Source organism: Bifidobacterium sp. UTBIF-78 (genome assembly GCF_006408945.1).
Lineage (GTDB): Bacteria > Actinomycetota > Actinomycetes > Actinomycetales > Bifidobacteriaceae > Bifidobacterium > Bifidobacterium myosotis.
The window spans coordinates 1-26,078 of sequence record NZ_JFAO01000022.1; the positions used below are offsets into that span (position 1 = coordinate 1).

Below are 26,078 nucleotides of genomic sequence, written 5' to 3' on the forward strand. Positions count from 1 at the left end.
GAAAAACCTGTGGCAAGGCAACCACCTTAATGTACGTGAGGTCACCACAAAAGCCGATGTGGTGCGGTCCAGCCAATCGGTGGCGGAATCGATGGATGGCCTGTACCGTTTGGCGAACGAGCGGCTCGGCAAAATCGATCTCGACAGCGGACTCGACTACGCCACCATCGCCGTCCAACGATACGAACGCGCGGACGGCACCAACGCCTGGCTGGTCACCATCCCCGGCACCGATGGGCAACCCGATTCCCCGTTCGGCTGGATGCAGAATCTGGAACTGATGAGTCCATCCGAACGTCAGAGCATGGAGGCGGACAGCGCCAGGATGGTCATCGAGGCGATGCGGCAGGCCGGCATCGACAAGGATGAGCCGGTGGCGATGGTCGGTCATTCGCAGGGCGGCATCGTGGCCGCAACCATCGCCTCGAACTGGGCCGACGACTACAACATCGAACATATCGTCACAGCCGGCTCGCCGATTGCGAATCATGCGATACCGAAGAAAACATGGGTCACCAGCGTGGAGATGGACACCGAATTCATTGCCGCCCTGGATGGCACACCGAATCCGGCGACGCCCACCTGGCTGACCGTGCAGGGGACGGCGTCACGGGCACCGGACGCCACGCCAAGCACCATCGACAAGGACGGCTCCTGCACGCCGGGCTCCACACCCATCGCCGGAGACGCCCCGTACGATGCCGCACCGGTCAAGGGCGGACCATCGAGTGAGATGGAAATCACCCATTGGCTGCAATACCATCAGGCGGCCTATCAGAATGCCACCGACGAGGGTTCTCCCGCCATTCAAAACCATGAGCGGCACTTCCAACACGTCATCCAGGGCGAACTCAAGGAAACCCGGTATTTCGAAGGCCGCATGAGCCACAGACCCGCCAACGAACCAACATGCATCACCCCGGAGTCCGGCAAGGACATGCCAGATATCCAACCGAAGGTCCAGAAGTGACGGACGGACTTGGATGTCGGGCTGACACATCAGCCCGGAGCGGTGTCCACCTCCCCTGCCACGTCGGTCAAGTGTTGCACCAATCACTGGAGCCCGCCCCAGATTCGGACGAAACCGGACGCCCCACCGGGCCGGTCAACCGGTTTCAGATTGGTTCGACCAGTACGGCCGCCCCACCAAACCAGACCAACCCCGGCCAGGCCAAACCGACCAAACCGGTCAAACCGACCGACCCGGCGCCGTGCGAATGCGGGTTCCCTCCAATCGTACACGCCCAGTTCACGGCTGGAAGTACCCTAGAGGGCATGAAGCTTACCGATATTTCCCCTGCAATCGCATTGACCCCGCTTGACGGCCGTTACCACAACGCCACCGCACCGCTCGTGGAATACCTGAGCGAGCCAGCCCTGAACCGCGAACGCATGCGCGTCGAGGTCGAATGGATGATCCTGCTGGCCAACGGCTTCGACGGCAATGGCAACCAGCCCATCGTGGACGGCGTCAAGCCCTTCACCGAGGCCGAAAAGGCGTTTCTGCGCGCGATTCCCGAGGACTTCGGCGCCGAAGGAATCAAGCAGCATGCCGCGCACGAGGCCGTGACCCATCACGACGTGAAGGCCGTGGAGTACTACATCGACGATCAGATCGACAAGGCCCCGGCCGAATTGGTCAACATCAACGAGGCGCTCAAGACCCTCGTGCACTTCGCCTGCACCTCCGAGGACATCAACAACCTGTCCATCGCCCGCTGCGTGAAGAACGCGATGAACAACGTCTGGGAACCTGCGTTCAAGGAGATCATCGACCATCTTGCCGCCAAGGCCGAGGAATACAAGGACAAGGCCCTGCTCTCCCTCACCCACGGCCAGCCGGCCACGCCGACCACGCTCGGCAAAGAGCTCGCGGTCTACGTCTACCGTCTGAACCGCCAGCTCAAGCACATCGAGAACCAGGAGTACCTGGGCAAGATCAACGGTGCAACCGGCACGTTCGGCGCACATCTGGCAGCCTGCCCGGATGTGGACTGGATCGCGGTCTCCCGTGAGTTCGTCACGAACCGCATGGGCCTGACCTGGAACCCGCTGACCACGCAGATCGAATCCCATGACTGGCAGGCCGAGCTGTACTCGACCGTCTCCCACGCGAACCGCATCATGCACAATCTGTGCGTGGACGTGTGGATGTACATCTCGCGCGGCGTGTTCGCGCAGGTGCCGGTCAAGGGCGCCACCGGTTCGTCCACGATGCCGCACAAGGTCAACCCGATTCGTTTCGAGAACGCCGAGGCGAACTTCGAGATCTCCTGCTCGCTGCTCGACACACTGTCCGCCACGCTGGTGGAATCCCGTTGGCAGCGCGATCTGACCGATTCGACCACCCAGCGCAACATCGGCTCCGCGCTTGGATACTCGCAGCTCGCCCTGTACAACCTGATGGGCGGCCTGAAGTCCATCCACCCGCATGACGCGGTAATCGAGCGCGAGCTGGACGAGAACTGGGAGGTGCTCGGCGAACCCATCCAGACCGCCATGCGCGCCTGCGAGCTCAGGGGCCTGCCGGGCATGGACAAGCCGTACGAGAAGGTCAAGGAGCTCATGCGCGGCCACACCATCAACCAGGCTCAGGTCGAGGAATTCATCGACCAGCAGTCCTTCGACCCCGAAACCGCAGCCCGTCTCAAGGCTCTGACCCCTGCCACCTACACCGGCGTGGCCTCGAAGCTCGTCGCCTTCGACCGCTGACATCGCACGACGCCTGTCCGGCCCTCCGGCAGTCATCCGGCCCGTCACCTCCATGGCTATGGTGACGGGCCGGATGACTGCCACAAGCCGCGTGCAGGACGGGCCTCGGCCCCAAAGCAGTGAATAGGAGTCTTCTTTCCAAGTAGAAGGGCGTTCGGATATGACGGATTCGCACGATAACGACCAGCACGACGGGCCCTTCATCGAGGACGTGGCACCACGCAGGACACGAGATTTCGCCGATCTGATGCGGGTGGGACTGTCACTGCTCATGGCGGCGGTGGTCATGGTGTTCGCCGTGTATCTCGGCGGCATGACCCGTGGCGTGGAATCCGATGCCCATACCGCGGCCAAAGCCATCAACTGGCTTGCCGACTTCCCCTCGACCGTACTGACACAACTCGCCACGATCGTCATCGTGGTGTTCGTGCTCGGCCAGTTACTGTTTACACGAATGTGGCTGGAAGCCGCCGTTTCCGCGTTGGCCATGTTCGCCGGATACGGCACGGTGTGGGGCATATCCACGGCGATCAGCGAACTGGGCGACCACACGCTGGCTCTCGCGTTGATTTCCGCGGCCACCTCGCTTGGCTCCACTCTGCTGCCCGACATCTACGGCGGCATGGCCGCGTTCCTGACTGCGGCCGGCCCCAGACGCACTCGCTCCAGCGTAAAATGGAGCTGGAACATCCTGTATGCCACGGCCGCGGTGATGGTCGTGCTGTCCTGGCATTCGGTCACCGGCATGCTGGTTTCACTCGCGGCCGGACGCATGGTGGGCATGCTCATCCGGTTCCTCGTGGGCACGCAGAACACCGGCGTATGGGGCACCGAACTGGTGGAGGCGCTCAGAGGCATCGGCCTTGAGCCGACCTCGCTCATCAGGCATCAAACCGCACCGTTGGGCGGTCATGGATCATTGGCCGCCACCCTTGAGGACGATCTGGCCGAGGGTTCGCGCATCTACGATCTGGAGACGGCTAACGGACGCCGCTTCATCGTATCGGTGGTGGATGCCCAGACCCACACAGCCGGGTATCTCAAGCAGCTGTGGGATTGGGTCCGGTTCACCAGCGTCTCCATCCGACGCGACCGTTCCGTGCGCGAGGCGGTGCAGCATCATTTCGCCATGCTGCTCGGCCTGCACAACATCAAGCTTCCCGCACCCGAACCCTATGGCATCACGGACACGGACGAATCGGCCATCCTCGTGCTCGACGCCCATTCGGTGGAGCTTGCGGCGAATCTGAGCACCCTTACCAAAGCGGACGCCGTGGCCTACATGCGCTACCTATCCGTCGCGAACCGGCGCGGATACACCCACCGCCGCATCACGCCGGATACGCTGGCACGGCTGGATGACGGCACGGCGGTGATCGCCGGCTGGCTCAACGGCGACAACGCCTCGGCACAGGCCAACGCCGCATTGGACAAGGTCCAGCTGCTGGCGTTGTTCGCGGCGCTCATCGGCGTGGAACCGACCATCGAAGCGGCACGCGAGGCGTGGGGCGACGCCTCGCTGGTGACGCTGGTGCCGTTCATTCAGAAAATGGCCGTCCCCTCCTCCACTCGCGCGCTTGGTACGTGGGATAAGCAGCTGCTGACGCAATTGCGCGGCGGCATCAACGCGCTCATTGACGAAGAGACCGCCGAGGCGGCCGAACCGGTGACGCTGGCCCGTTTCTCTTGGCGTTCGATGATCACGATGCTGTTGGTCATCGTGGCCGTGGTGGTCGTGTTCACGCAACTCAACCCCGAGGAGATCATCATCGCGCTGCGCAACGCGAATCCGCTGATGGCGCTGGTGGTGCTCGCATTCGGCGTATGCGGCTGGATAGGCTCGTCCATCTCGCTCGGCGCGTTGATGGACCGGGACCGCCGCAATCCCCTTGGTGTGTTCATGAGCCAGGTGGCCGGCGGCTTCGCGACGGTGTCCATGCCCGCAGGCGTGGGCCCGTCCTTCGTGAATCTGCAGTTCCTGCGCAAGTCCGGCTACCGGAACGCCCCGGCCACGGCGATCATGAGCGCCGCGCTGGTGGTCTATTACGCGGTCTACTTCGCAATGCTGGTGCTTATCGGACTGTTTACCGGCCGCAATACGTTCACCGGATCGATTCCAACGAACACCTTGGTGATTGTGTTGGGCGCGGTGGTCGTCGTGGTGTCGATTGCCATGATGATTCCACCGCTACGTCATTGGGTGACGGGTCGGCTCATGCCGTTGGCGCGCAACTACGTCAACAAACTGCTCGATGTGCTGTCACGCCCCCGCGAATTGACCATCAGCTGTCTGGGGGCGCTCTTCCAGAACGTGACCACCGGCCTCGCGTTCTGGGCGGCATTGCAGGCCTTCGGCTACACGACGAATCCGGTCGAGGCCACGTTCGTGTTCATGCTGGCCTACGCGCTCGGCTCGGCGGTGCCCACGCCCGGCGGTCTGGGTGGTGTGGAGGCCGCGCTGACCTTCGCATTCGTCGCAATCGGTGTGCCGCAGGGCGTGGCGCTGTCCGCGACGCTGCTGCATCGCGTGGTGTTCTACTGGCTGCGCGTGCCGCTTGGTGCGTTGGCGATGCGCTGGCTCGCCCGTCGTAATCTGATGTAGCCCGAAGCGTGGGCCCGACCTAATGGCCCGGTGAATCAGACCGGGCTGTACAGTACAATACGTCTGCGCAGTCTGATTCATGCGGGACAAAACCGCGTGTTCATGCCGAAACGGCACGTTACCTGCCTGCAATCCACCGCAAATCCGCGCATAATCGTCTCCCATTGCGGGTCGGTGTCCAATTCGCGGCCGAAATCGGGGTGATTTCACGTAAAAAGTTGTGAAAACCCTTATAAAATGCGGGTTTAGGCAGGTGCATGCGCTATCATCATGTGATGAACGCGGACGAACGACAGTGCTCGTCCCCTGACCCAAGAAGGATGCTTTATGGCATACAACAAGTCTGATCTCGTCTCGAAGATCGCCCAGAAGTCCAACCTGACCAAGGCCCAGGCCGAGGCCGCCGTCAACGCCTTCCAGGACGTGTTCGTCGAGGCGCTGAAGTCCGGCGAAGGCCTGAAGCTCACCGGTCTCTTCTCCGCCGAGCGCGTCAAGCGCGCCGCTCGCACCGGCCGCAACCCGCGCACCGGTGAGACCATCAACATTCCGGCTTCCTACGGCGTGCGCATCTCCGCCGGCTCCCTGCTGAAGAAGGCCGTCACCGAGTGACCTGCCGCTCAACAGTGAGTGACTGATTCTCGAAACGAGACGATGAAGGGGCCCTGACCATGACGGTCGGGGCCCCTTGGCGTATGTTGCCGTATCAGTCGCCGGCGCTCAACGTGAAATCAAGGAAATCGATGGAACCGGTGCCGACGTAGCGGAAATACAACGGCACGGCGCGATGCTTCGAGTCCGAGGCATTGGGCGCCGCGGCGGTGGCCGCATCCACCGTATCGGATGTATCGGATGCATCCGCCGTATCCACGACATCGGACGCGGACATAGTCATGACGCCATCCATGGTCCCTCGGTCGGGCTGACCCATATCGCCAGCCGCTTCCGATCGCTCGATGGAAGGCGACATCACGACGGATCGGAAGACCCGCCAGTCGTTGTTCGTGGGGTGCAACGGTATTTCGGCAATGCAATGCACGCCATCAGGATCGGTGGAGATCATGAATCTGCCGTCGGCCCTCGCAAAGCCACGATGGGCACGAACGGTCACGCACGCAACCTGCAATCCTCCATCGCGCGGCACAGTGCCAGTGTCCGACGCCTCGCCGACGACCGGCGAGAAATACTTGAATCCGGCGACGGCACCGTCGCGCATATTGGCGATGTACTGGCATGCGGGCACCGGCCCGACCCCAGCCTTGCCGTCATGCCCGTCCTGGGTGAAATACGGGTGTGCGGCCAGACGCTTAGCGGGGCGATCGCCATCGTAACGGCCGGCACCGGTCCGGCTCCACAGATTGCAGGCGATGCGCGCCTCATACCGTCCATATCCTCGCAATGGACCACCGTTCAGCCCGCAGCTGGTGACTTCCGATTGGGCGAATCGCCATTCACCGGCCGTCGGGTCGAACGAGGCGTCGAGCTGTTCGGCGCAGGCCTGACGCGCGTAGGAACTGCGGTTGGTCTGACGATGGTAGAACGTGTAGAACGCGTCACCGATGCGCAGCATGCCACCGTGTGTGTTGCCGGTGTAGTTGGCGGCATGGGTTTCGTCCGGATGCCCGGTCAGCCCGACATCGCCGATGCTGACCAACGTACCGCCATACCGGAAGCCCTCGGTGGGCCGATCGGAGACGGCATAGCACAACTCATGGTTAAGCCGTGATGAGTAGACGAAATAGTATTTGCCGTCCCATTTGCGTATCGACGAGGCTTCGAAGAACTCATGTCCCGGGAATGAGCCGGGGCCGGACTTGGGAAACAGGAGCCTCTCCGGCGTCCTGATCGTCATCATGTCGGATTCAAGTCCGAGCACATAGCCGCCATCGAAACCGAGGCGGCGGCATCCCGTCGCGATGGCGGGCACCGGGGTGTGAAAACCGGAATAGAGGTAGACGCTGCCGTCATCGTCCACGAGCACGCCGGGATCGAATGGGAAGGAATCACCGGCGCGACGGCCCCACAGGGTGCCATCCGGGTGATGCACATGGCCGTGGAATTCAAACGGGCCGACGGGCGTATCGGCGACAGCCACGCCCATCATCCCCATGAAATCGAAGGCGTAATACAGGTAGTACCGCCCATCGGCGCCGACGGCCACGTCCGGCGCGAACAGCAGTCGCAGGCCGAGACGGTTTCTTGGATCCTGATTCCTGCGATAGATGACGCCTTCATACCGCCAGTCGGACAGGTCATCCACGGGCGCGGACCAGCACACATAGTCGTTGACACAGAACATCGGCGCGCCAAAGCGGTCGTGCGACCCGTAGATATACACGCGATCGCCGAACACGTACGGCTCGGCGTCGGGGACGTACTCCCCCGCCGGAAGATACGGATTGACGGCCTGATGCCTCATGCCGTGCTCCTTTCCTATGCGGCCGGTTTCCAATGCGTTCGATTACGGTGCGGCGGCCAGCATACACGAGGTGACTCAAAGATGATCGAGCATCTCGGTGACCAACCGGTGCCGGTGCCGTGTCGATGCCGTGCCGGTGCCGTGTCGGTGCCGTGTCGATGCCGTGTCGGTGCCATGCCGATGCCATGCCGGTACCATGCTGATGACGAGCCGATGCCGAGCAGATGACGGATTACCGTGTGCAAACCTGAGACGTATGCCCGACCGATAGCACACGACCAGCTCACCCGACATAGCCCTCCAACATCAGGCCAACGCACACCCGATTGGCATCGGCTGGCCTCAAACGGGACGAAACGTAAGTTTCGGACGACCCTCTGTTACGTTTCGTCCCGTTTTGACACCCGAAAATGGGACGAAACGTAAGTGACCGTCGTTGCAAACTTACGTTTCGGGACGTTTCGCCGCGTGGCGTGGCGTGTTCGCCGCGTTGTACCACATGTTCGCCGCGCTGCGCGATGTCACGACGCCCGTTCAGTCGCCTCACCTTCAGGGAAGATGATCTTGTAGATCGGGAAGTAGATGACCATCTGCACGCCGCCGTTGACCACGGTGATGAGGATGTTGTACACGGCCGGCGGCACCAGCCCTTTGAGCAGCGGCACGTACAGGCCCATCAGGAAGCTGCACACGATGGTGATGAGCACGAACGCCACCACGTACCATGCGATCTGGAACCAGATGTTGCCCTTGGACCTGAACGTGATGTTGCGTTGCATCGGGAAGTTGATGCACTGTGCCACGAACAGGGTGATGGCGAATGCGGCGAAATATCCCATGCCGCCGGTGGCGTCGCCGGTGACCGGGTAGTCGAACACATAGGTGTCCACCGGACCGAGCGTCAGGTGGATGAGCTGGGCGGGGATGGTGCACCAGTCGGTGTACCGGTAGAACAGGTCCGGCAGGAAGGTGAGCATCGCGTACTGCAACACGGTGACGAACAGGGAGAAGGCGTAGAACATGACGAACTGCGCGAGGAGTATGTGTTTTACGGCGAAACGCCGCCACCATGCGGCGAGTGGGTTGGTGCTGGTGGGCGGCTGGACGATGGGTGACTTGTCGGACATGTGGGTGTTCCTTTTGTGATGGTAACGATGCTCTCGGAGTACGCTGTGCAGGCGGATGGGTGGGTATCTTGGCAAATGTGCGGGCGGCTTCTCTCAGCCACTTCGTGGCAGCTCCCCTCAGGGGTGGCAACTCCCCTCAGGGAGGGAAGCCGAATTCGATTCCGACGGCAAAAGTTCGCCGTTCCGACGGCAACTCCTCTCAGCCACTTCATGGCAGCTCCCCTCAGGGAGGGGAGCCAATACTGTTCAGGCAACTCTTTTTGAAGGAGGCCGGGGAACGGGAGTTAGGCGACGACGAGGGTGAGGGAGGTCTCGTGACTGCCGTCGGAGACGGAAAGGGTAATCTCGTCACCGGTGGCGGCATCGTCCGAGGCCTGCACTACGGCGAGCGCCTCGCCATAGTAGGTGTCAGTCTCGCCGGTGACGAAGCTGCCTTTGTTGAATGGGGCCGCACACCCGAAGCCGAGCAGACGGCCATCGCCCGAGACCGTGGCAGTCAGGACGCCGCGCTCAAGCGGCTTGGTGATGCCATGTTCGTCGGCGTATCGCACGCGTACGAAGGCGAGTCGGCCGGGTGTGATTACGACTTCCGAAGAGGAAACGGCCGTCGGCAGGGCCGATGCCGCCATAGCGTCTACCGCCGATACGGATTCCGCAGGACCGGCCAGAAGACGGACGGCTTCGAGCAGATCCTCAGTATCGGTCGAAGTCATGCCCATCGAAGCGTCACCAACCCGAGGGCCGGCATGCTTGCCGGCGCGGCCGACCCATTCGACCTCGGCGCGCAGTTCCGTATGGTCGGATGCGCTGGTGAGCGCGCATCGTCCGATCTCACGGCCGGAGGCGTCATAGGACACCGCTTCGATGTCGCCCGGCTGCCAAGTGCAGTCGAATCGGGCGACACAGTCGTCGACAAGCGTCTTGCGACCGACTTCCCGACCGTTGACGAACAGCGCCACCGAGGCGGCGCGCGCATACACCTCCACGTTCGCCTTGCGTCCCTCGCAGCCGTTCCAGCTCCATGAATCGATGGCGTTGCTCATTTTCCATGCGCTGGGCGAATGCTTGTCGTCCGTGTGGTTGACCGGCACCACGGCGATGTACGGGCCGGGCTCAGCCTCCAAGGCGACGCGCGTGTACAACGCCTCGCCGAGCGGCTTGCCCGTGAGGTCGAGACGCCCCGAACCGGCGGTCAGCCAGCCGTATTCGATGTTGCGGGAGGCGTAATCCTCGTACTCCCAGGCACCCACACCGGTTTCACCGATGTAGTCCATGCCGGACCAGACGAAATCGCCGATGAGCCGTGGATTGCCTTTGACGAACTCACGGAACTTGTAGGCGTCGTTGCAGAAGGTCTCCGAGCCGAGGATCAGACGGTCCGGATACCGCTGCAGATCGTGGGCGTACCGCTTGATGCCATAGTTGTAGCCGGCGATGTCCATCGCGGCGAAGGCATCGCGCGTGACCCAGTCGCAGAACGGCAGCGTGGCCATGGTCTTCATGAACCCGGCGCCCAACAGTCCGGCCAGATTGTTGAAGAACTCGCTGCCGACGGCCTTGTGCCTGTCGGCCGCCTGACCGGCCGCACGGCGTTTTTCGGCGGCGGCCACCTCTTTGGCGGCCTTCTTGTCCGAGTACTGGCCCACACCAATCGAGGTGAGGAAGTTGAAGAAGATGTTGATGCCGCAGGTGACCGGACGGGTCGGGTCGAGCCGGTGCAGCAGGTCGGTCATCTCGCCGGCGAGCTTGATGCCGCGCTTCTGGGCGGTCTCCCCCACCTCGTTACCGGTGGAGTACATGATGACGCTGGGATGGTTGCGGTCCTTGGCCACCATGTCCGCGAGGTCCTGTTTCCACCACTGACCGAAGTAATCCACGTAGTCGTGCTGGGTCTTGTGGATGTACCAGTGGTCGATGTATTCGTCCATGACCAACATGCCGAGCCGGTCGGCCGCGTCCAGCAGCGCCTTGGAACAGGGGTTGTGGGCAGATCGGATGGCGTTGTAGCCGTTGGCCTTCAGTAGGGCGAGCTTGCGTTCCTCGGCGTCCGCGTAGGCGCAGGCGCCAAGCACGCCGTTGTCGTGATGGATGCAGGCGCCCTGGATAATGGCGCGTTCGCCGTTGATGGTCAGGCCGTCACCGCCCCAGGCGAGTTCGCGGATGCCGAAAGTAACTTCCGTTTCGTCGGTGATGGTGGGGTCGGCGGCGGACTGGTAGCGGATGCGCGCGGTGTACAGGTTCGGGTGTTCCGGCGACCACAGGTACGGGGCGGGGATGTCGAGGACGACGGTCGTCTCGCCGTCTCCGGCGGGCGCTGTCCGTACGACGGACTGAGGCTGGTTGTCGGTTGGAGCTAGATCATTCTCGCGAGCGAGGCCCTTGCCGTTGGCCGGTTCTCCCCCAGTCAGCCTGCGGCTGCCAGCTTCCTCGTCAGAAGAGACCGACGTGGCGGGCACAGACCCAATCTCAGTCACGCTTCGCGTGTCAGCTTCCGCCGGCGGGAGCGGAACGGCGGTGACGGATATCGTGCCGGGGGCGGTGGTTGCGACGGTGAATTCGACTTTGGCGGGCTCTCCGTCGTCGCCCGAGCCGATGGACAGGGTGCGCACGGTCACGCCGTCGAGCTTGATGTGGTCGCGTGGGGCGGTCCACAGCGTGACGGGACGGTAGATGCCGGCACCGGAATACCAGCGGGAATTCGGCTGGTCGGCGTTGCGGGCGATAACGCGGATCTCGTTGTCCTGCCCGACCGTCAGCCGGCCGGTGACGTCCACGGTGAAGTTCGTGTAGCCGTACGGGCGGAACGCGACCTTCTCGCCGTTGATCCATACCTCGGCGTTGTGGTACACGCCCTCGAATTCGAGAATCATCGTCCGGCCGGCGAGCGCGGCGTCCGGCGTGTAGTGGCGCACATACTCGTAATCGCGTCCCTCGAACCAGCCGGAGTTGAGGCCGCTGGCCGCGAGCGGGCTGCGCTGCTCGCCGATCATCGCGTCATGCGGCAGCGTGACCGGAGTGAACGGCTCGTCCGTGGCGTCGAGATGGCGGTAGGACCAGTCGTGGTTGAATTCGATGGCGTGCATCCGTGTTCCTTACATGTCTTGACGGGATATCGGTTGCGGAGCCGGCCCGGAAAACCGGAACCGACTCCGCAATCATTGCTGGATCATGCGACCGCCGGGGCGGCGGGTTCGACGCTGATGATCGCGCGGGCGACGTCCTTGGCGGTGAACGCCTTGACAATCAGCGCGATGATCGCAATCAGGTAGCAGGCGACTCCGATGACCGAGATGTTGAGCGCGGTCTCTTCGGACGCCGGGTAGTTGACCGGGATGAAGTAGATGTCCGCGGCCAGTCGCACCCGCGCCAGCACGAACAGCGCGAATCCGCCGATGAGCAGGGCCTCGGAGCCGACCGTCAGCACATCGTTGAGGACATCGCCGAGACGGGAGCCCAACGCGATCTTGACGATCAGGGCGACGATTGCCACCACGCTCAGCGCAATCGCCGCCACGCTGACTCCCTGCCCGGCCATGTACCCGGTCGTGGAGGTCACGAGGTAGACCGCAAGGCCGGCTATGGCACCCACCAGCGCGACGATTTCGGGGATGCTGGTCTTCAGGGTTTGCTTGGTCTGGATGGTCTGATCAGTATGGTTTGCCATGTCGTTTCCCTTCCTTTCCTACTTGGAGGAGATGCCGGCCGGAGCGGCCACGGACTTCGCGCCGCGGACGCGCACGGTGATGTAGCCGACCACGCCGCCTGCGGTGACCACGCCGGTGACGGCGATCGCGGCGATGTAGGCCGCACGCCACCAGGTCATGACGTTCTCGGTGTGGGTGGTGGAGTTCACGCCGTTCATGGCGTTGGAGTTGGCCAGCGCCCACAGCGCATAGTGGACGTTCTGCTTGATGGCCAGCAGCATGTTGCGGTCCTTCGACAGCGTGTCCGCATCCCAGTAGGTCACGCCCTGGTTGCCGAAGCCGCAGAACGCGGTGGTTCCTGCGAGCACGGACTCCTTCGGGGCGGCGTGCGGCGACACGGACGTGAAGTCGGTGACGTTGTAGCCGGTGAAGCCCCACTCGTTGCGCAGGATGTTCACCATCACGGCGGCGTTGGCGGACGAGGCCACGGCACCGATGCGGTTGTAGGAGGTCATCACGCCGAGCGCACCCTGCGTGTACGCGTCCGCCTTGGAATCATCCGTCTCGAACGAGGCCGGCTTGCCCTTGCCCTCGATGAGCTGCTGCAGGTTGCGCAGCTCCATCTCGCGGGCCTTCTGCTCGTTCATGAAGACGGCGATGCCGGAGCGGTTGATCTCCTGATCGTTGAACGCGATGTGCTTGACGTTGACCAGCGTACCCTTGGACTGGGCGCCCTGCACGGCGGCGGAGCCGATGTAGCCGGACAGGATCGGGTCCTCGGAGTAGTACTCCACGCCACGGCCGTTGTAGGCATGACGGTGCAGGTTCGCCGCCGGACCGATGATGATCGGCAGGTTGAACACAAGGCTCGATTCGCCGATGATCAGCTCGCCATTGCGGTAGGCCAGCTCCTTGTTCCAGCTGTAGGCGAGGTTGGTCGGCGACGGGGCGACGCGGGAGGTCTTGTTCGCGTAGGCCTCGTCCTTGGCATCGGAGAACGCCTTGCCCTGGTACTGGCCCTCGGACAGGGTGTGCGAGTCGGAGCCGCCGGGGCCGTCGTCGGAGGTCATGTCCTGCAGACCGACGGATTCGATGCCGCCGATCATGTGGAACGCGTTCTCGGCGAACGACATGAACTCCTTGACGGAGACCTTGGAGGTCAGCTCGTCCCAACGCTCGTCGTCGAAGGCAGCGCCCTTCATATCGTTGATGGTCAGGTCGCTGGCGGACTTGTCGCCGATGGTGATGTCCGAGACGTCGTCATCGGTGGCCAGCTCGATGAAATCGTTGTTGAGCAGCTTGGAGACCTCGCTGCCGGCGGTCAGGCCGGAATAGGTCTTCGGGAAGGTGCCGTTCCAGTCGGAGCGGGTCAGGTACGTGACCGTGCCGTCCTCGAACGAGTTGTAGTCCATCGAGTAGTCGCCCTCGGAGAGCTGGTTGGTGATCGCCGTGCCAGTGTCGGAGGTGGAGAACGTCGCCGCGTCCACGTCGCCGTCCCACGTCCACTGGTAGGTCTTGGACTTGTCGCCGGCGGCGGTCATACCGTCGGACTCGTCGTAGCCTTGGGCGGCGAGCACGTTGTTGAGCGCATCGTGCGCGTCGTCGCCGATGGCGAAGTAGTAGTCGCCCGAATCGACGATGTAGGTCTTGGCCTTGTTGGCGTCGTAGCTGGCGATGTTCGTCATGTCGACGTCCATCGTGATGGTCTGCTTCTCACCCGGCTTCAGGGAGTCGGTCTTCTCGAAGTCCATGAGCTGGATCGCGGACTTCTCCACACCGTTCTTCTTGTCGTAGTCGGTGTACGGCACGGAGGCGTAGAGCTGGATGACGGACTTGCCGGCCACGTCACCGGTGTTCTCGGTGGTGACGGTGACGGTCGCGGTCTTCTTGTCGCCGGAGATCTCGACCTTGTCAAGCGTCTGCTTGAACGTGGTGTAGCTCAGGCCGGTGCCGAAGGGGTAGACGACCTCGTTGGCGTAGTCCCAGGTGCCATCCTTGGTGGCGACGGTGCCGTCCGTGTTCGAGTACGTGCCGGCCGAGGCCTCCTCGCCGCCGTTGCCCATGACGATGTCCGCATAGCGGGTCTCATAGTAACGATAGCCGGTGTAGATGCCTTCGGATTCGATGAGGTAGGAGTTGACGGCCGCGTCCTCGGAGAAGTCGGAGGCGTTCGACCACGGGATGTCGCCGAAGTTCTGCATGGCCGGCGACACGGCCGCGTTGGTGACCATCACGTCACCCAAGTGGGCGGACGGCGAGACGGTGCCGTTGAGCACGTCGGCCACGGAATAGAAGCCGTAGGAGCCGGGCAGGCCAACCCACAGGATCGCGTCGATCTTCGGGTCGTTCTTGAGGTTGGAGATCTCCATCGCGTTGGCCGAGTTGACGAGCACGATAACCTTGTCGAAGTTGGCCTCGGCCTCCTTGACCAACGCCATCTCCTCATCCGAAAGGCTCAGGATGTTGCCGTTCGCGGTGTGCACACCGTCGGCCAGACCGTCCTCGCCGATGTTGTACGCGCCGTTCTCGCCGCCCGGGCGGCCGACGACCACGATGGCGGCGTCGTTGTAGTCCTTGTACTGGGAGTTGTAGTCGGGGTTGAACTGGGCGAGCTCGTCAAGGCTCAGCTCGGACGGGTCGTCGTACTTGGTGATCTCCGCGTATTCCGGGATGATGCCGCTGCCGAACTGCGGCGTGGTCCACTTCTTGTCCTTGAAGTATTCCTGATATGCCTTGAGCATCGACGGGTTGATGTCGAAGCCGGACTCCTTGAACGCATCGGTGATCTCCACGGTGGAGTTGCCGTCGGCGATCGATCCGCCGGAGCTACCGTACACCGGGGCGTAGCTGCGCACGCCGAACATGGTGATCTTCGCGTTCTTGGAGATCGGCAGCGCGTCGTTGCTGTTCTTCAGCAGTGCGAAGGTCTCCTGCGCCTCCTCCTTGGCGAAGGCCTTCCAACCCTCGTACGCCTCCTTGGCGGACTTGAATTCGGACTGGTAGGTCCAGCTGTTGCCGCCGTCCGCGGACTGGTCGGTCACCGTGCGCTGGCTACGGGTGCCGGCGAACGCGTCAAGCGACGTGCGATAGGTCTCCATGATCGATCCCGCCATGATGGCGACGGCGAGGAGCAACGCGCCGATGGCGGTGAGTCCCCGCCACAAGTTCGTTCGTTTGAACATCTCATCCTCCTTGAATGTCTGGGCGCCCCACTGTGCGCGCCTTCGGTTCAAGTCTCGGATGGGTGCGGCCACCGCTCAAACGCCGTTGCGTGAACGGTCGTTTTCGCGGGGTGAACGGCACCGGACTCGGGTGGCGGGTGTATGCCCGAGCAGATGGCGGGAGCATTGGAAAACCGGTGACGAGCGGATAGGCACCCGTCACCGGCCGGCATCGGCGTCACGCAGCGGGAGGATCACGGTCAGCCGGAAGACCCCTCCCCTCGCGGATATGGCCATCGTGCCATCGTATTGCTCGGCGATCATACGCATCGAACGTGTGCCGAACCCGTGGTACCGAGCGTCCTCCTTGGAGGTGCGGGGCAACCCGTCCTCGAAGGTCAAATCGCCGGCGAACGGGTTCTCGACGCGGATCATCGCCATGCCCTTATCCCGCCGCACACGCACCGAGATATACCGGTCCTCGCCGGCGTCGAGCCGCGCGACCGCCTCCAGCGCGTTGTCGATCGCGTTGCCGAACAACGAGTACAGGTCCACCGGATTCATGAAGGCGAGCAGCGAACCGTCGACCATCCGGTCGAAACAGATGCCCTGCTGTTCGCATTCCATCGATTTCTGCGCCATGAGCACGTCCAGCGTCTCGTTGCCCGTGCGCACCGAGGCGTCATACATGTCGACCAGCCCGGACAGCTCCCTGACTTGGTCATCAGATATGGCCGCGCCAAGTGAGGCGATCTGCTTTTTGAGATCATGGGTCTTCACGTTGATGAGGTCGATGGTCGCCTTCGATGCGGCCATCTGCTGCTTCTGCTGGCGGAGCAGCTCGCGCATCACCTCGCCGTCCGACCGGGCGACCTGATTGATGACGATCTCGATGGCGAGCTGCATCACGAAGACGCAGGTGACCAAGTCGAACGCGCTGAATATCCCGAAGGCGGCCGACCCCACCTGCGAACCGACCATCGCGTTGAACAGGTTCGTGAAGACGCTGATGCACAGCAGCATGCCGAACAGGAGCATCAGCACCGAGCGCCCCGCCAATGCGGATGTCTGTTTGCGCACCAGAGGTCTGCCGAAGCACCAATACCCGATCACGAAGAACGGGATCTCCATCAGCGCATACACGTACGTGTCGATCCAGGAGGCGTCCTCCCAGAAGTAGTGGAGCCATGTGGAGGCGAGCCGGGCGCCCCGGTACACGAAATGCTGGAGAGTGCCGCCCATCACGAAGTAGAACACGGCCTGACGCATGTTGACGCGCCAGCACAGGGCGATCCACACGGTGTACATCACGTAGGCGAGCATGTTCTCCGCACTGACCGTCCACAGATTGACCGGCACCAGCAGCCGCCAGAGGCCGGAGCCGACGAGCAGCGCCGCCATGCCGAGACCGAAACGGGCCGTGAACCCCGGACGGCGTTCCAGCCACCAAGTGAACATCAGCGTGGTGATCAGAAGTTCGAACACCATGCCGTTCGCGTCGAAGAACCGTATGACCTGCCCCATGGCGATGCTCTCACAACACGGTGCCGTCGGCCATGCCGGCGGCCAGATCGGTCATGAAGGTCTTTTTGTAGGTTCGTCCGATGGCGATCGTCTCACCGCCGCCGAGCGTGAGGTCATTGCCCTGAACGGCGACGATGTGCCGGATGTTGACCACGAATGCCTTGCTGCACCGGAGGAATCCGCGTTGACCGATCTTGTCCACCACATCCTGCAACGATCCGCTGCCGGTGACGATGCCGGACTCCGTGTGGTAGATCAGGCTGTGATCGCGCACCTCAATGTATTCGATGTCACGCAGCAGTATGCGTCTGGTGCCGCCGCGCTGCATGATCATCACCGCGGCCGACTCCTCCTCTCGTATGGCGATGGCACGGCCGAGCTTGCGCTCGAAATCCGGATAGGCGAACGGCTTGATGATGTAGTCGAGTGCATCGACCTCATAGCCTTTGGCCGCGAACTGCGCCATGTTCGTCACGAAGACGAGTATGGTCTCCGAATCAAGGGCGCGCAGTCGGCGTGCCGCCTCCATGCCGTCCATATTCGGCATCTCGATGTCCATGAACACGATGTCCCACACCGGTTTATACGGGTCCAGAAACGCCGTCGGCTCACCGAACACGGTCACATTGAACCGCACGCCCTCATGTGTCCGCTCATACCGCTCCAGACAGGCCCGGAGCCTTGCCACCGCATTGTCGTCATCCTCGACCACCGCCACCGTGAACATGCGCCGCACACTCCCTCCGCCGTCCATGCCGAACATATCCACCATACCGGTTCGGAGGACAGCCCGGGGCGTCAGCGGCCAAGCGCCTCCATAAGCCGCGTGAATTCCGGGGTTTCGGCGGCATCGAACGGATCGAGGAGCACGGCTTCGTGGCGTTGGGGGGCGGTCACGGTCAGGTGCGTCCAATCGGCGGAGAACTGGCCGCCGGCGGCAAGGGCGGCGGTCACGAACCGGCCGCGCAGGGCGGCTCGGGTGTCGGCGGGCGGCTCGTGGATGGCGCGCTCGACGTCCGACGCCGTCACCAGCTCCCGCAGCTGGCCGCGCGAGACCAGCGAGTCGTACAGCCGGCCGTTGGCGATGTCATGGTAGTCCAGTTCGAACTGTTCCAGTTGCGCGAACGTCGCATCGGGGCGGCGGCGTTTCAGCGCATCAAGCACACGCTTCTTGGCAATCCAGTCCACACGGTCGGCGAGGTCGTCGATACGGCCGTCCCTCAGCGCGTCCAGCACGGAGCGCCATTCGGCGATGACGTGCGACGGTCCGGCATCCGACGCCAACGAACCGATGCCGTCTGCGGCCGCACCATCCCGCACGTCGGCCTTCAGGGCCTCCATGTGCCGCTCGACGAAGCGCTCCACAATCGTCAGATACCGGTACTGGATATCCAGAGCGGTCGGCATACCGGCGCGATCGACGGCGTCGCCATTACCGTCACTATCACTATCAGCGGCACCCGGAATCGAATCCACGATCGAGCCGGAGTCCGTCTCCGGACGTTCATGCGGCAGCGACTCCCCGACCGCCCGATACGCATCCGGGTCGGCAAGGGCGAGTCGGGCCTCGCGGCAGGTCACGTCGTGGCTGACCGCGCGATTGGCCGCGCCGGCGTCGGCCAGCGCGCATGCCTCGAAGCCGCTCGGCACACCGCGCCGGGCCGCCTCCTCGATCACGCACAGCACGAGGTGGGTCACGGCGAGCTTCATCCATGTGGCCCATTGCGAACGGTTCGAGTCGCCGATGATGACATGCAGACGGCGGAAGGAGTCCGGATCGGCGTGCGGTTCGTCGCGCGTGTTGACCATCGGGCGTGAGCGCGTGGTGGCCGAGGAAACGGCCTCGTCGAGGAAATCGGCCCGCTGGGTGATCTGGAAGCCGTCCGGGGTCATGCGGCCGGCCCCGGTGTAGAGCTGGCGGGTGATAAGGAACGGCAGCAGCTGATGCTCGATGGCCTCCAACGGCACGAAGCGTCGGACCAGATAGTTCTCATGGCATCCGAAGGCGTGCCCTGCGGAGTCCACATTGTTCTTGAACACATGGATGGTGGCGTGTTCGCCGTACGACTCGCGCAGTTTCGCCTGCGCCTTCAGTGCGAGGTTCCGCATCACCCGTTCGCCGGCAAGGTCCTGCACCAACGCCTCGCGTGGGTCTCGGGCCTCGGCGGTGGCGTATTCGGGATGCGAGCCGACGTCGAGATACAGGCGGGAGCCGTTGGACAGGTAAGTGTTGGTGGACCGGGATCGCGAGACGATGGGCTGGAACATGGTCATCGCCACCTGCCCGGCGTCCACGGGCCTGCTGGCACCGGTGACCGCCACGCCGTATTCGGTTTCGACGCCGAAAATACGGCAGAACCCGTCCATCTCCGCCGATGGCACGGGTTCCGCAGCGTGGAGGCTTCTGGTGCCGCTGTCACGCAGTTGGGGCATCACTCGCCGCCCTTTTGCACGAAGCTGTTGACGTATTCCTCGGCGTTGGTCTCCAACGTGGATTCGATGTCGTCGAGGATGTCGTCGAGCGCGTCGGATTGGTCCTGCGTCTGATCCTGAGATTGGACGGCGGCTTGCGCCTCCTCGTCATGGGCTTCATTGGATTGGGCTTGCGGCTGTTGGAATTGCTGTGGCATGATGCTTTCTTTTGTTCTTACTGTTCGTACTGTTCTTGTCGTACTGTTCTTGCTGATTGCGCTGTTGCGACTGTGACAAGGCGCCCGCCAGCTCCCCTCGGCGAGGGGAGCCAATCAGGAGAGCCTATGTCATCAACAGCCAGCTGGAAAAACCAGCTGACTTCGCCGTTACTTCAGGTACTGCATGAGCTCGCGGACGATGAGACCGTTGGTGGCCACCACGTCGTTGTCGTGACGCCAGTGGATGCGGTCGCCGTTCCATCGGCCGAGTGTGCCCTGGGCCTCCCACACCACCACGGTTCCGGCGGCGATGGCGGGGATGTCCCACACGTGCAGCATCGGCTCGAAGTAGGCGTCGTATGTGCCGTCGGCCACCTTGCACAGGTCGAGCGAGGCCGGTCCCACGCGCTTGATGTCCGCCGGACGTCCGGCCAGTGCGGAGGCCACGTCGAGCGCGCGCTGCGACTCGCCCGGAATGAAGGACATGCCATAGCTCAATACGGAGCCGTCGAGCGAGGCGGTCATCGAGGGGACGACCTTGTCGCGCTTCTCCCCCACCGAGGTCTTGTGGATGCGCACGGCGCCGGCGCCTCGCGCGGCCAGATAGGTTAGGCCGAGCGCCGGGGCATGCACCACGCCGAGGATGGGCTTGGGCTCGCGGTTCTCGTCGAATTCGAACAGCGCGACGGTGAGCGTCCATTCGCTCATGCGCCGCGTGTAGTTGATCACGCCGTCGATCTTGCCGATATACCAGTAGCGCTGGCCCGGTCGGCTTTCGGCGGGACGGGTGGTCCAGAAGCCATCGAAGTGGGCGATGTCCGCAAGACGGGTGCTCATGAAGCGCAGGATCTTGCCGTCGACCTCAAGCTTGAGGTAGCTGTTACCCTCCGCTTCCATAGTGGAAACGAGGTTCTTCGGGTTGAGCTGGTCCTGCAGGGCGTGCTGCCCCGCCTCCTCGAGCAGACCGGCGACCTTGAGCGCCAGGCTTCGCAGATACTGCGGCGTCTCTTCACGTGTGTCTTCCATAGTCCTCCAGTCTATCGGCATCGATTACGCTATGCCAACGCCCTGAGCAGGTCGATGGCGTGTCCGGCCTGTTCGAGCGGTCCGGCGCACCGTGTCTTGGTGAAGGCGAGCGGATCGGAGATGTCCAGCGAGAACAGATGCCGGTCGGGAGCGGCCAAATGACCGGCGTTGCCATAGAATTCCGTGGCATCATCATGCCGCGCGTCTTCCGGATCGCGGGCGGTGAGGCGCGACCAGCTCACCGCGGCGACCTCAGGACCGAACCGGCGCACCAGCATGGCCCGGAGCCATGCACGGGTGTCCTCCGGCGGTTCGGCCGCAGCCTCGGCGATCTCGGCTTTGGTGTTGACCCGCTCGGTGCGGGAGGCGACTTTGGCGAACACGCTGTCCGCCGGGTCCAGCGCCGCCCATTTCAGATCGATGACGGCAAGTCGCGGGTCCGCCCAGCCGGGTACGCCGTGCGCGGTTCCGGAACGCGATACCGCCGTCTCCCCGGCCTCGGACGTCCCGTGGGACGCATCGGGAACGCCGGCCGTACCGGTAATCTTCCGACGCAGTCTCTCCAACAGCTGCCATTTGAGCAGCCATTCGACGCGACCCGCCTCGTTCGTCATCGTCAATCGCTCCTCGTCGCCGGCATGACGGATCGCGGCGACATCGGCGAGCGCCTGCCCCCACATCGCCATCACGGATGTGGTGGATTTGTCGGGCCAGGCGGGCTCCCCTGCGGTATCCGTGCCGTCCACCAGCGCGGCGACCTGATAGACGGCCTGCCGCAGTTTGAGCTGGATAAGCCACGCGGTGGTCGTGCCTCCGTTCGCCATCCGCAGTGGGGCGTCGAGGTTCAGATCATGGGAGACGATGTGCATGGCGTCGACCGGGTCGGCCAGTTCCAGCCCGTCCATGAACCCGTCCACGTCGAATCCGGTCTCCGCCGCATGTTCGAGCAGCCACAGCAGCATGCTCGTGGTGCCGAGCTTCAGGACCTGCGGCACATCCATGCGATTGGCGTCGCCGACGATCACATGCAGCCGACGGCGGTCATCCGTGGCGTGGGACTCGTCCCTGGTATTGATGATCGGCCGCTCGAACGTGGTCTGCAATCCCACTTTGGCGTGGATGTAATCGGCACGTTGGCTCAGCTGGAAGCCGGGAATCTCGCTCGATTCGCCGAGACCGACGCGGCCGGAGCCGGCGTAGATCTGCCGGGTCACGAAGTGGAGGGTCATCAGCCGCGTCACCCGGTCGAACGGCACGGCGCGGTCCATCATGTAGTTCTCGTGTGTGCCCCAGCACGATCCCTTGCCATCCACGTTGTTGCGATGGAGCACGATTGGCGTGCCGGTGCGTGCGGCGGCGCGCTCGGCGGCGGCCTGCATGATGCGGTCGCCGGCATGGTCGTATCGCACGGCCTCGAACGGATCGGTGGTTTCGGGCGCGGAGTATTCGGGATGGGCGTGGTCCACATAGACACGGCCGCCGTTGGGCGCGATCACGTTGGTGATGTTGAGCTGCGGGGCGTCGGTGAGCATGTCGGGTCGGGCGGCGGCGCGCTCGAGCCGCGTGCCGCGCGCATCGTTGACCGGGTCCTCCTGACGGTAGTCCCATCGGATGGACCGGCTGTTGGCGTCGGCCGCGCCGTTGACCACGTCGAAGGACAGCTGCACGGGGTTGTACCGGCCGGCCCCGTTGAACGAGACCGCATATTCGGTTTCGGTGCCCATCACTCGTCTGACGGTCATGCACATGCTCCTTGTTCTTGATTCCGTCCCTTAAGTCTTGCTTCCGTCCCTTACTCCGGCCCATCAGCTCATTGGCGCGCCCGGATACGCCGGATCGGGTCCATGCCATTGATGAGGGCCCATTGCACGGGATCGACGTCCACCATCGAATCGCCGGTCTCCCGGTATTCGTCCTCCACCGCCGCAGCGAGCAACGGCACGGTGATGGCCACGTCCTGTCCGGTTTCGATGGACTGTTTGACGGCCCGGGTCTTGGCCCGGTCCACCACGTTTTTGAGCATGGCGCCGGAGACCACATCCCGAAGATACAGTGCGGACCATTGGCCTGCCTCGTTCTGCACGTCGCACAGGTGACGGCGTTCGGAGACCTCATAGATGTCCCGCGCCAGCGCCTCGGACAGGTCGTGCGAGTCCGCGCCCTCCTCGAGCGGCAGTTCGTCGGTGAGGTAATGGCTCACGATGGACACGGCCTGGGCGAGCCGGGGACGTCCGATACGGATTTTGACGTCGAGCCGGCCCGGCCGCAGCACGGCGGGGTCGATCATGTCCACGCGGTTCGAGGCGCCAATCACCATGACGTTGTCGAGCGATTCCACACCGTCGAGTTCGGACAGGAACTGCGGCACGATGGTGGTCTCGACATCCGAGGAGACTCCGGAGCCTCGGGTCCTGAGCAGCGAGTCCATTTCATCGATGAACACCACCACGGGCCTGCCCTCGGCGGCGCGTTCGCGGGCCCTCCTGAAGATGAGGCGGATGAGCCGTTCGGATTCGCCCACGTATTTGTTGAGCAGCTCCGGCCCCTTGACCGAAAGGAACACGCCGTTGACCATCCGTTCGGTTCCGTTCACGGTGCCGTCGCCGTTGATGTCGTATCCGCCGTCGCACAGCGCGTTCGCCACCGCCTTGGCGATCATCGTCTTGCCGTTGCCGGGTGGGCCGTAGAGCAGCACGCCCTTCGGCGGCTTGAGATCGTAGCGTTCGAACAGCGCGCGATGCTGGAACGGCAGCTGCACGGCGTCACGGATGCGGCTGATCTCCTCGTCCAATCCGCCGATGTCGGCGAAGGAGACGTCCGGCGTCTCCTCGAGCACCATATCGCGGTCGCCTTCCTCGGGCAGCACCTCAAGCGCCATGCGCACGGACGGGTCCACGACCACCCGGTCACCCTGGTTGACCGCAGCGGAGGCGAGCGCGCCGGAGCGCCGAAGCACCACGGGATTGCCCGACGCGTCGGTCACGATGATCCTGCCGTCGTCCAGCGTCTGTTTGACCGTGCGAATCTGACCCACGGTGTCCGTGTCGCGCTGTTCGACCAGCACCAGCTTCTCGTTGAGCATCACGGTGGCGCCGGAGGTCAGGCGGGCGGCGTTGACGTTCGACGCGACGGGCACCACGATGCGGCGGCTACCGGAGACGACTTCGGCGCTGGCGTGCTGGATGCCGTCCTCATCGGTATGGGTGGAGTCCACCTTGACCATCGTGGCGAAGGTGAGCGGCGGCTGCGCGAGCTGGGCGAGCTGCGACTTGGCTTTGACGAGCTCCTTGCCGGCGCGGCTCAGCGCCTCGGCAAGGGCGTGGTTCTTGGCCATGAGCCGGTCGTTCAGGGCGGCGAGTTCTTCGGTTGAGGTCATACGGTTCCTTCGCCCATGCGGGCGCGCGGTCATTATTGCTGGGATTTCCTGTTACGCATCAGCGTACGCACTTTGCGGACCGCGAACCACACGATGACCACAATCACGGCGACGATGACCAGATCCTCGAATACGCCGAGCGCGCCCTGGATGGAACACCACTGGTCGCCGAGCAGGTATCCGGCGGAGACGAGGATGGTGTTCCACACGGCCGAGCCGAGGAACGTCCATCCGGTGAACTGCAGGAAGTTCATGCGGTTGAATCCGGCGGGGATGGAGATGAGCGAGCGGACCACTGGAATCACGCGGCCGATGAGCACCGACCATGTGCCGTACCTGGTGAACCAGTCGTTGGCCTTGCCCACATCCTCACGGCTGACGCCGGGGATTTTGTCGGCGGCGCGGTTGATGCGGTGCAGCCCGACCCATCGCGAGATGCCGTAGAGGGACCATGCGCCCAGCACCGAACCGACGGTGGCCCAGATGATCGCGCCGGGCAGGCTCAGCGTGCCGCGGGCCGCGGTGAAACCGGCGAGCGGGAGGATCACTTCGGACGGGATGGGAGGGAAGATCGACTCGAGGGCGATGGCCAATGCCACGCCGACGCCACCGATGGTGTCCATGAGACTCACCAGCCATGCGGTGATGGTGCCGATGAGACCGGGCTCGGCGGCCGAGCATACGGGGACGGGGTCGACGGATGCCGTGGTGAGGGTCCGGACGGTTTGGACGGCATGCGCGGCGGCCGCCGGGGCGTTGGCTGTGGCAAGGGTCAAGGCCTGGGAAAAACTCATAGGGGGCATTGTCCCAAGGTTTTTCGAGAATCGGATGCATGACGCAAGAAGATGTGCATTTTGTTGACAAGTCCGAGGGGACCGTCGGCTCCGGCCACCGTCTCGCCGATGCCGTCGCCGCCGAGACGGTGGCCGGAGCGGAGGCGACGTCGGGCACCGTCTCGCTGCCCACGTTGGCGCAGCCGGGTCTGCTGGTCATGGACGTGGACTCCACGCTGATCGACGAGGAGGTCATCGACGAGCTGGGCGAGGCCGCCGGCTGCGGTGAGGAGATCGCGGTGGTGACCGAGCGCGCGATGCGCGGCGAGCTTGAGTTCTGCGATGCCCTGCGCGCCCGCGTGGCCCTGCTCAAGGGGCTTCCCGTCTCCGTGTTCGACACCGTGCATGACAAACTGCATTTCACCCAGGGCGCGTTGGAGCTCATCGACACGTTGCACGAGCACGGCTGGAAGGTGGGCGTGGTGTCCGGCGGCTTCCATGAGGTGGTGGACCGCCTCGCCGCCGAGGGGCACATCGATTATTGGATCGCCAACCGACTGGAGGTCGAGGATGGCAGGCTCACCGGCAAGGTGGTCGGTGAGATCGTGTGCAAGACCGTGAAGCTGCACGCGCTGCAGGCATGGGCGCAGCGTCTGGGTGTGCCGATCAGCCAGACCGTGGCGGTGGGCGACGGCGCCAACGACATCCCGATGATTCAGGCTGCGGGTCTGGGGCTGGCGTTTTGCGCCAAGCCGAAGACGCAGCTGGCCGCGGACGATGCCATCAATGAGCGTGACCTGCGCCGGGTGCTCGATTTTCTGCGCAAGTAGCGTTGCGGTGATGCGGGTGGCCGCATACGGGCGGGCCTTCTGCCGGAAGGATGACTTGCCAGGATGCGGCCCTGCCGGAATGGGGTCTGCCGAAAGGAGGCCCTGCCGGGATGATGCGGGAGCGGCTGTTGGTGAAGTCGATTGCGGAGCCGCTCCCGCCGCTATCGGCTTCACGCCGGCCACCGCTATCGGCCTTTCGAGGGCAATGCGTCCCTTGTGAGGCTGTGAAGCATGAATAAACCGCATGTTTTCGACGG

Annotated in this window: 18 protein-coding genes; 5 read left to right on the forward strand and 13 right to left on the reverse strand. The window is 63.6% G+C overall.

The features are described from left to right. The 4 genes from BG22_RS05880 to BG22_RS05895 all read left to right on the forward strand — a co-directional run. The coding region (locus BG22_RS05880) for an alpha/beta fold hydrolase (protein ID WP_140494057.1) at positions 1–970 on the forward strand (970 nt) is incomplete at its 5' end. A 305-nt stretch (positions 971–1,275) separates the two neighbouring features. Next, on the forward strand, positions 1,276–2,712 hold the full coding sequence (purB, locus tag BG22_RS05885; RefSeq protein WP_140494059.1) for an adenylosuccinate lyase: 1,437 nt from the start codon (positions 1,276–1,278) through the stop codon (positions 2,710–2,712). A gap of 160 nt (positions 2,713–2,872) precedes the next feature. Beyond that, positions 2,873–5,314: a lysylphosphatidylglycerol synthase transmembrane domain-containing protein gene (locus tag BG22_RS05890; RefSeq protein WP_140494061.1), complete on the forward strand. Its 2,442-nt coding sequence runs from the start codon at positions 2,873–2,875 to the stop codon at positions 5,312–5,314. 327 nt (positions 5,315–5,641) lie between these two features. Next, on the forward strand, positions 5,642–5,923 hold the full coding sequence (locus BG22_RS05895; RefSeq protein ID WP_094667237.1) for an HU family DNA-binding protein: 282 nt from the start codon (positions 5,642–5,644) through the stop codon (positions 5,921–5,923). Between the two features lie 94 nt (positions 5,924–6,017). Here BG22_RS05895 and BG22_RS05900 read toward each other — a convergent pair whose 3' ends face one another. The 13 genes from BG22_RS05900 to BG22_RS05970 form a co-directional block, all read right to left on the reverse strand. After that, positions 6,018–7,730: a family 43 glycosylhydrolase gene (locus BG22_RS05900; protein WP_140494063.1), complete on the reverse strand. Its 1,713-nt coding sequence runs from the start codon at positions 7,728–7,730 to the stop codon at positions 6,018–6,020. A gap of 521 nt (positions 7,731–8,251) precedes the next feature. After that, positions 8,252–8,857: a hypothetical protein gene (locus BG22_RS05905; protein WP_140494065.1), complete on the reverse strand. Its 606-nt coding sequence runs from the start codon at positions 8,855–8,857 to the stop codon at positions 8,252–8,254. A 284-nt stretch (positions 8,858–9,141) separates the two neighbouring features. Then, on the reverse strand, positions 9,142–11,940 hold the full coding sequence (locus tag BG22_RS11175) for a glycoside hydrolase family 2 TIM barrel-domain containing protein (RefSeq protein WP_258186231.1): 2,799 nt from the start codon (positions 11,938–11,940) through the stop codon (positions 9,142–9,144). Between the two features lie 83 nt (positions 11,941–12,023). Then, entirely contained in the window at positions 12,024–12,521 is a 498-nt protein-coding gene (locus BG22_RS05925) for a hypothetical protein (RefSeq protein WP_140494067.1), read from the reverse strand. 18 nt (positions 12,522–12,539) lie between these two features. Continuing rightward, complete coding sequence (locus BG22_RS05930; RefSeq protein ID WP_140494069.1) at positions 12,540–15,683, reverse strand: glycoside hydrolase family 3 protein; 3,144 nt, start codon at positions 15,681–15,683, stop codon at positions 12,540–12,542. A gap of 198 nt (positions 15,684–15,881) precedes the next feature. Next, the gene (locus tag BG22_RS05935) at positions 15,882–17,186 is read right to left on the reverse strand and encodes an ATP-binding protein (protein ID WP_140494072.1); all 1,305 of its coding nucleotides are present in this window, start codon (positions 17,184–17,186) and stop codon (positions 15,882–15,884) included. Positions 17,187–17,196: 10 nt separating this feature from the next. Further along, positions 17,197–17,913 (reverse strand): LytTR family DNA-binding domain-containing protein, encoded by a 717-nt coding sequence (locus BG22_RS05940; RefSeq protein ID WP_140494073.1) that lies wholly within the window; start codon positions 17,911–17,913, stop codon positions 17,197–17,199. 71 nt (positions 17,914–17,984) lie between these two features. Then, on the reverse strand, positions 17,985–19,619 hold the full coding sequence (locus tag BG22_RS05945) for a proteasome accessory factor PafA2 family protein (RefSeq protein WP_140494075.1): 1,635 nt from the start codon (positions 19,617–19,619) through the stop codon (positions 17,985–17,987). Beyond that, complete coding sequence (locus tag BG22_RS05950) at positions 19,619–19,816, reverse strand: ubiquitin-like protein Pup (protein ID WP_140494077.1); 198 nt, start codon at positions 19,814–19,816, stop codon at positions 19,619–19,621. Before BG22_RS05950 ends, BG22_RS05945 begins: the two co-directional genes overlap by 1 nt. A gap of 168 nt (positions 19,817–19,984) precedes the next feature. After that, on the reverse strand, positions 19,985–20,842 hold the full coding sequence (locus tag BG22_RS05955; RefSeq protein ID WP_140494079.1) for an inositol monophosphatase family protein: 858 nt from the start codon (positions 20,840–20,842) through the stop codon (positions 19,985–19,987). A gap of 29 nt (positions 20,843–20,871) precedes the next feature. Further along, complete coding sequence (dop, locus tag BG22_RS05960) at positions 20,872–22,584, reverse strand: depupylase/deamidase Dop (RefSeq protein ID WP_140494081.1); 1,713 nt, start codon at positions 22,582–22,584, stop codon at positions 20,872–20,874. A gap of 68 nt (positions 22,585–22,652) precedes the next feature. Beyond that, positions 22,653–24,251 (reverse strand): proteasome ATPase, encoded by a 1,599-nt coding sequence (gene arc, locus BG22_RS05965; RefSeq protein ID WP_375137704.1) that lies wholly within the window; start codon positions 24,249–24,251, stop codon positions 22,653–22,655. Further along, complete coding sequence (locus tag BG22_RS05970) at positions 24,251–25,021, reverse strand: DedA family protein (RefSeq protein WP_375137705.1); 771 nt, start codon at positions 25,019–25,021, stop codon at positions 24,251–24,253. Before BG22_RS05970 ends, arc begins: the two co-directional genes overlap by 1 nt. 29 nt (positions 25,022–25,050) lie before the next feature. Between BG22_RS05970 and serB the strand changes: the two genes are divergently transcribed. After that, complete coding sequence (gene serB, locus BG22_RS05975) at positions 25,051–25,821, forward strand: phosphoserine phosphatase SerB (protein ID WP_140494085.1); 771 nt, start codon at positions 25,051–25,053, stop codon at positions 25,819–25,821. Positions 25,822–26,078: the final 257 nt, after the last annotated feature.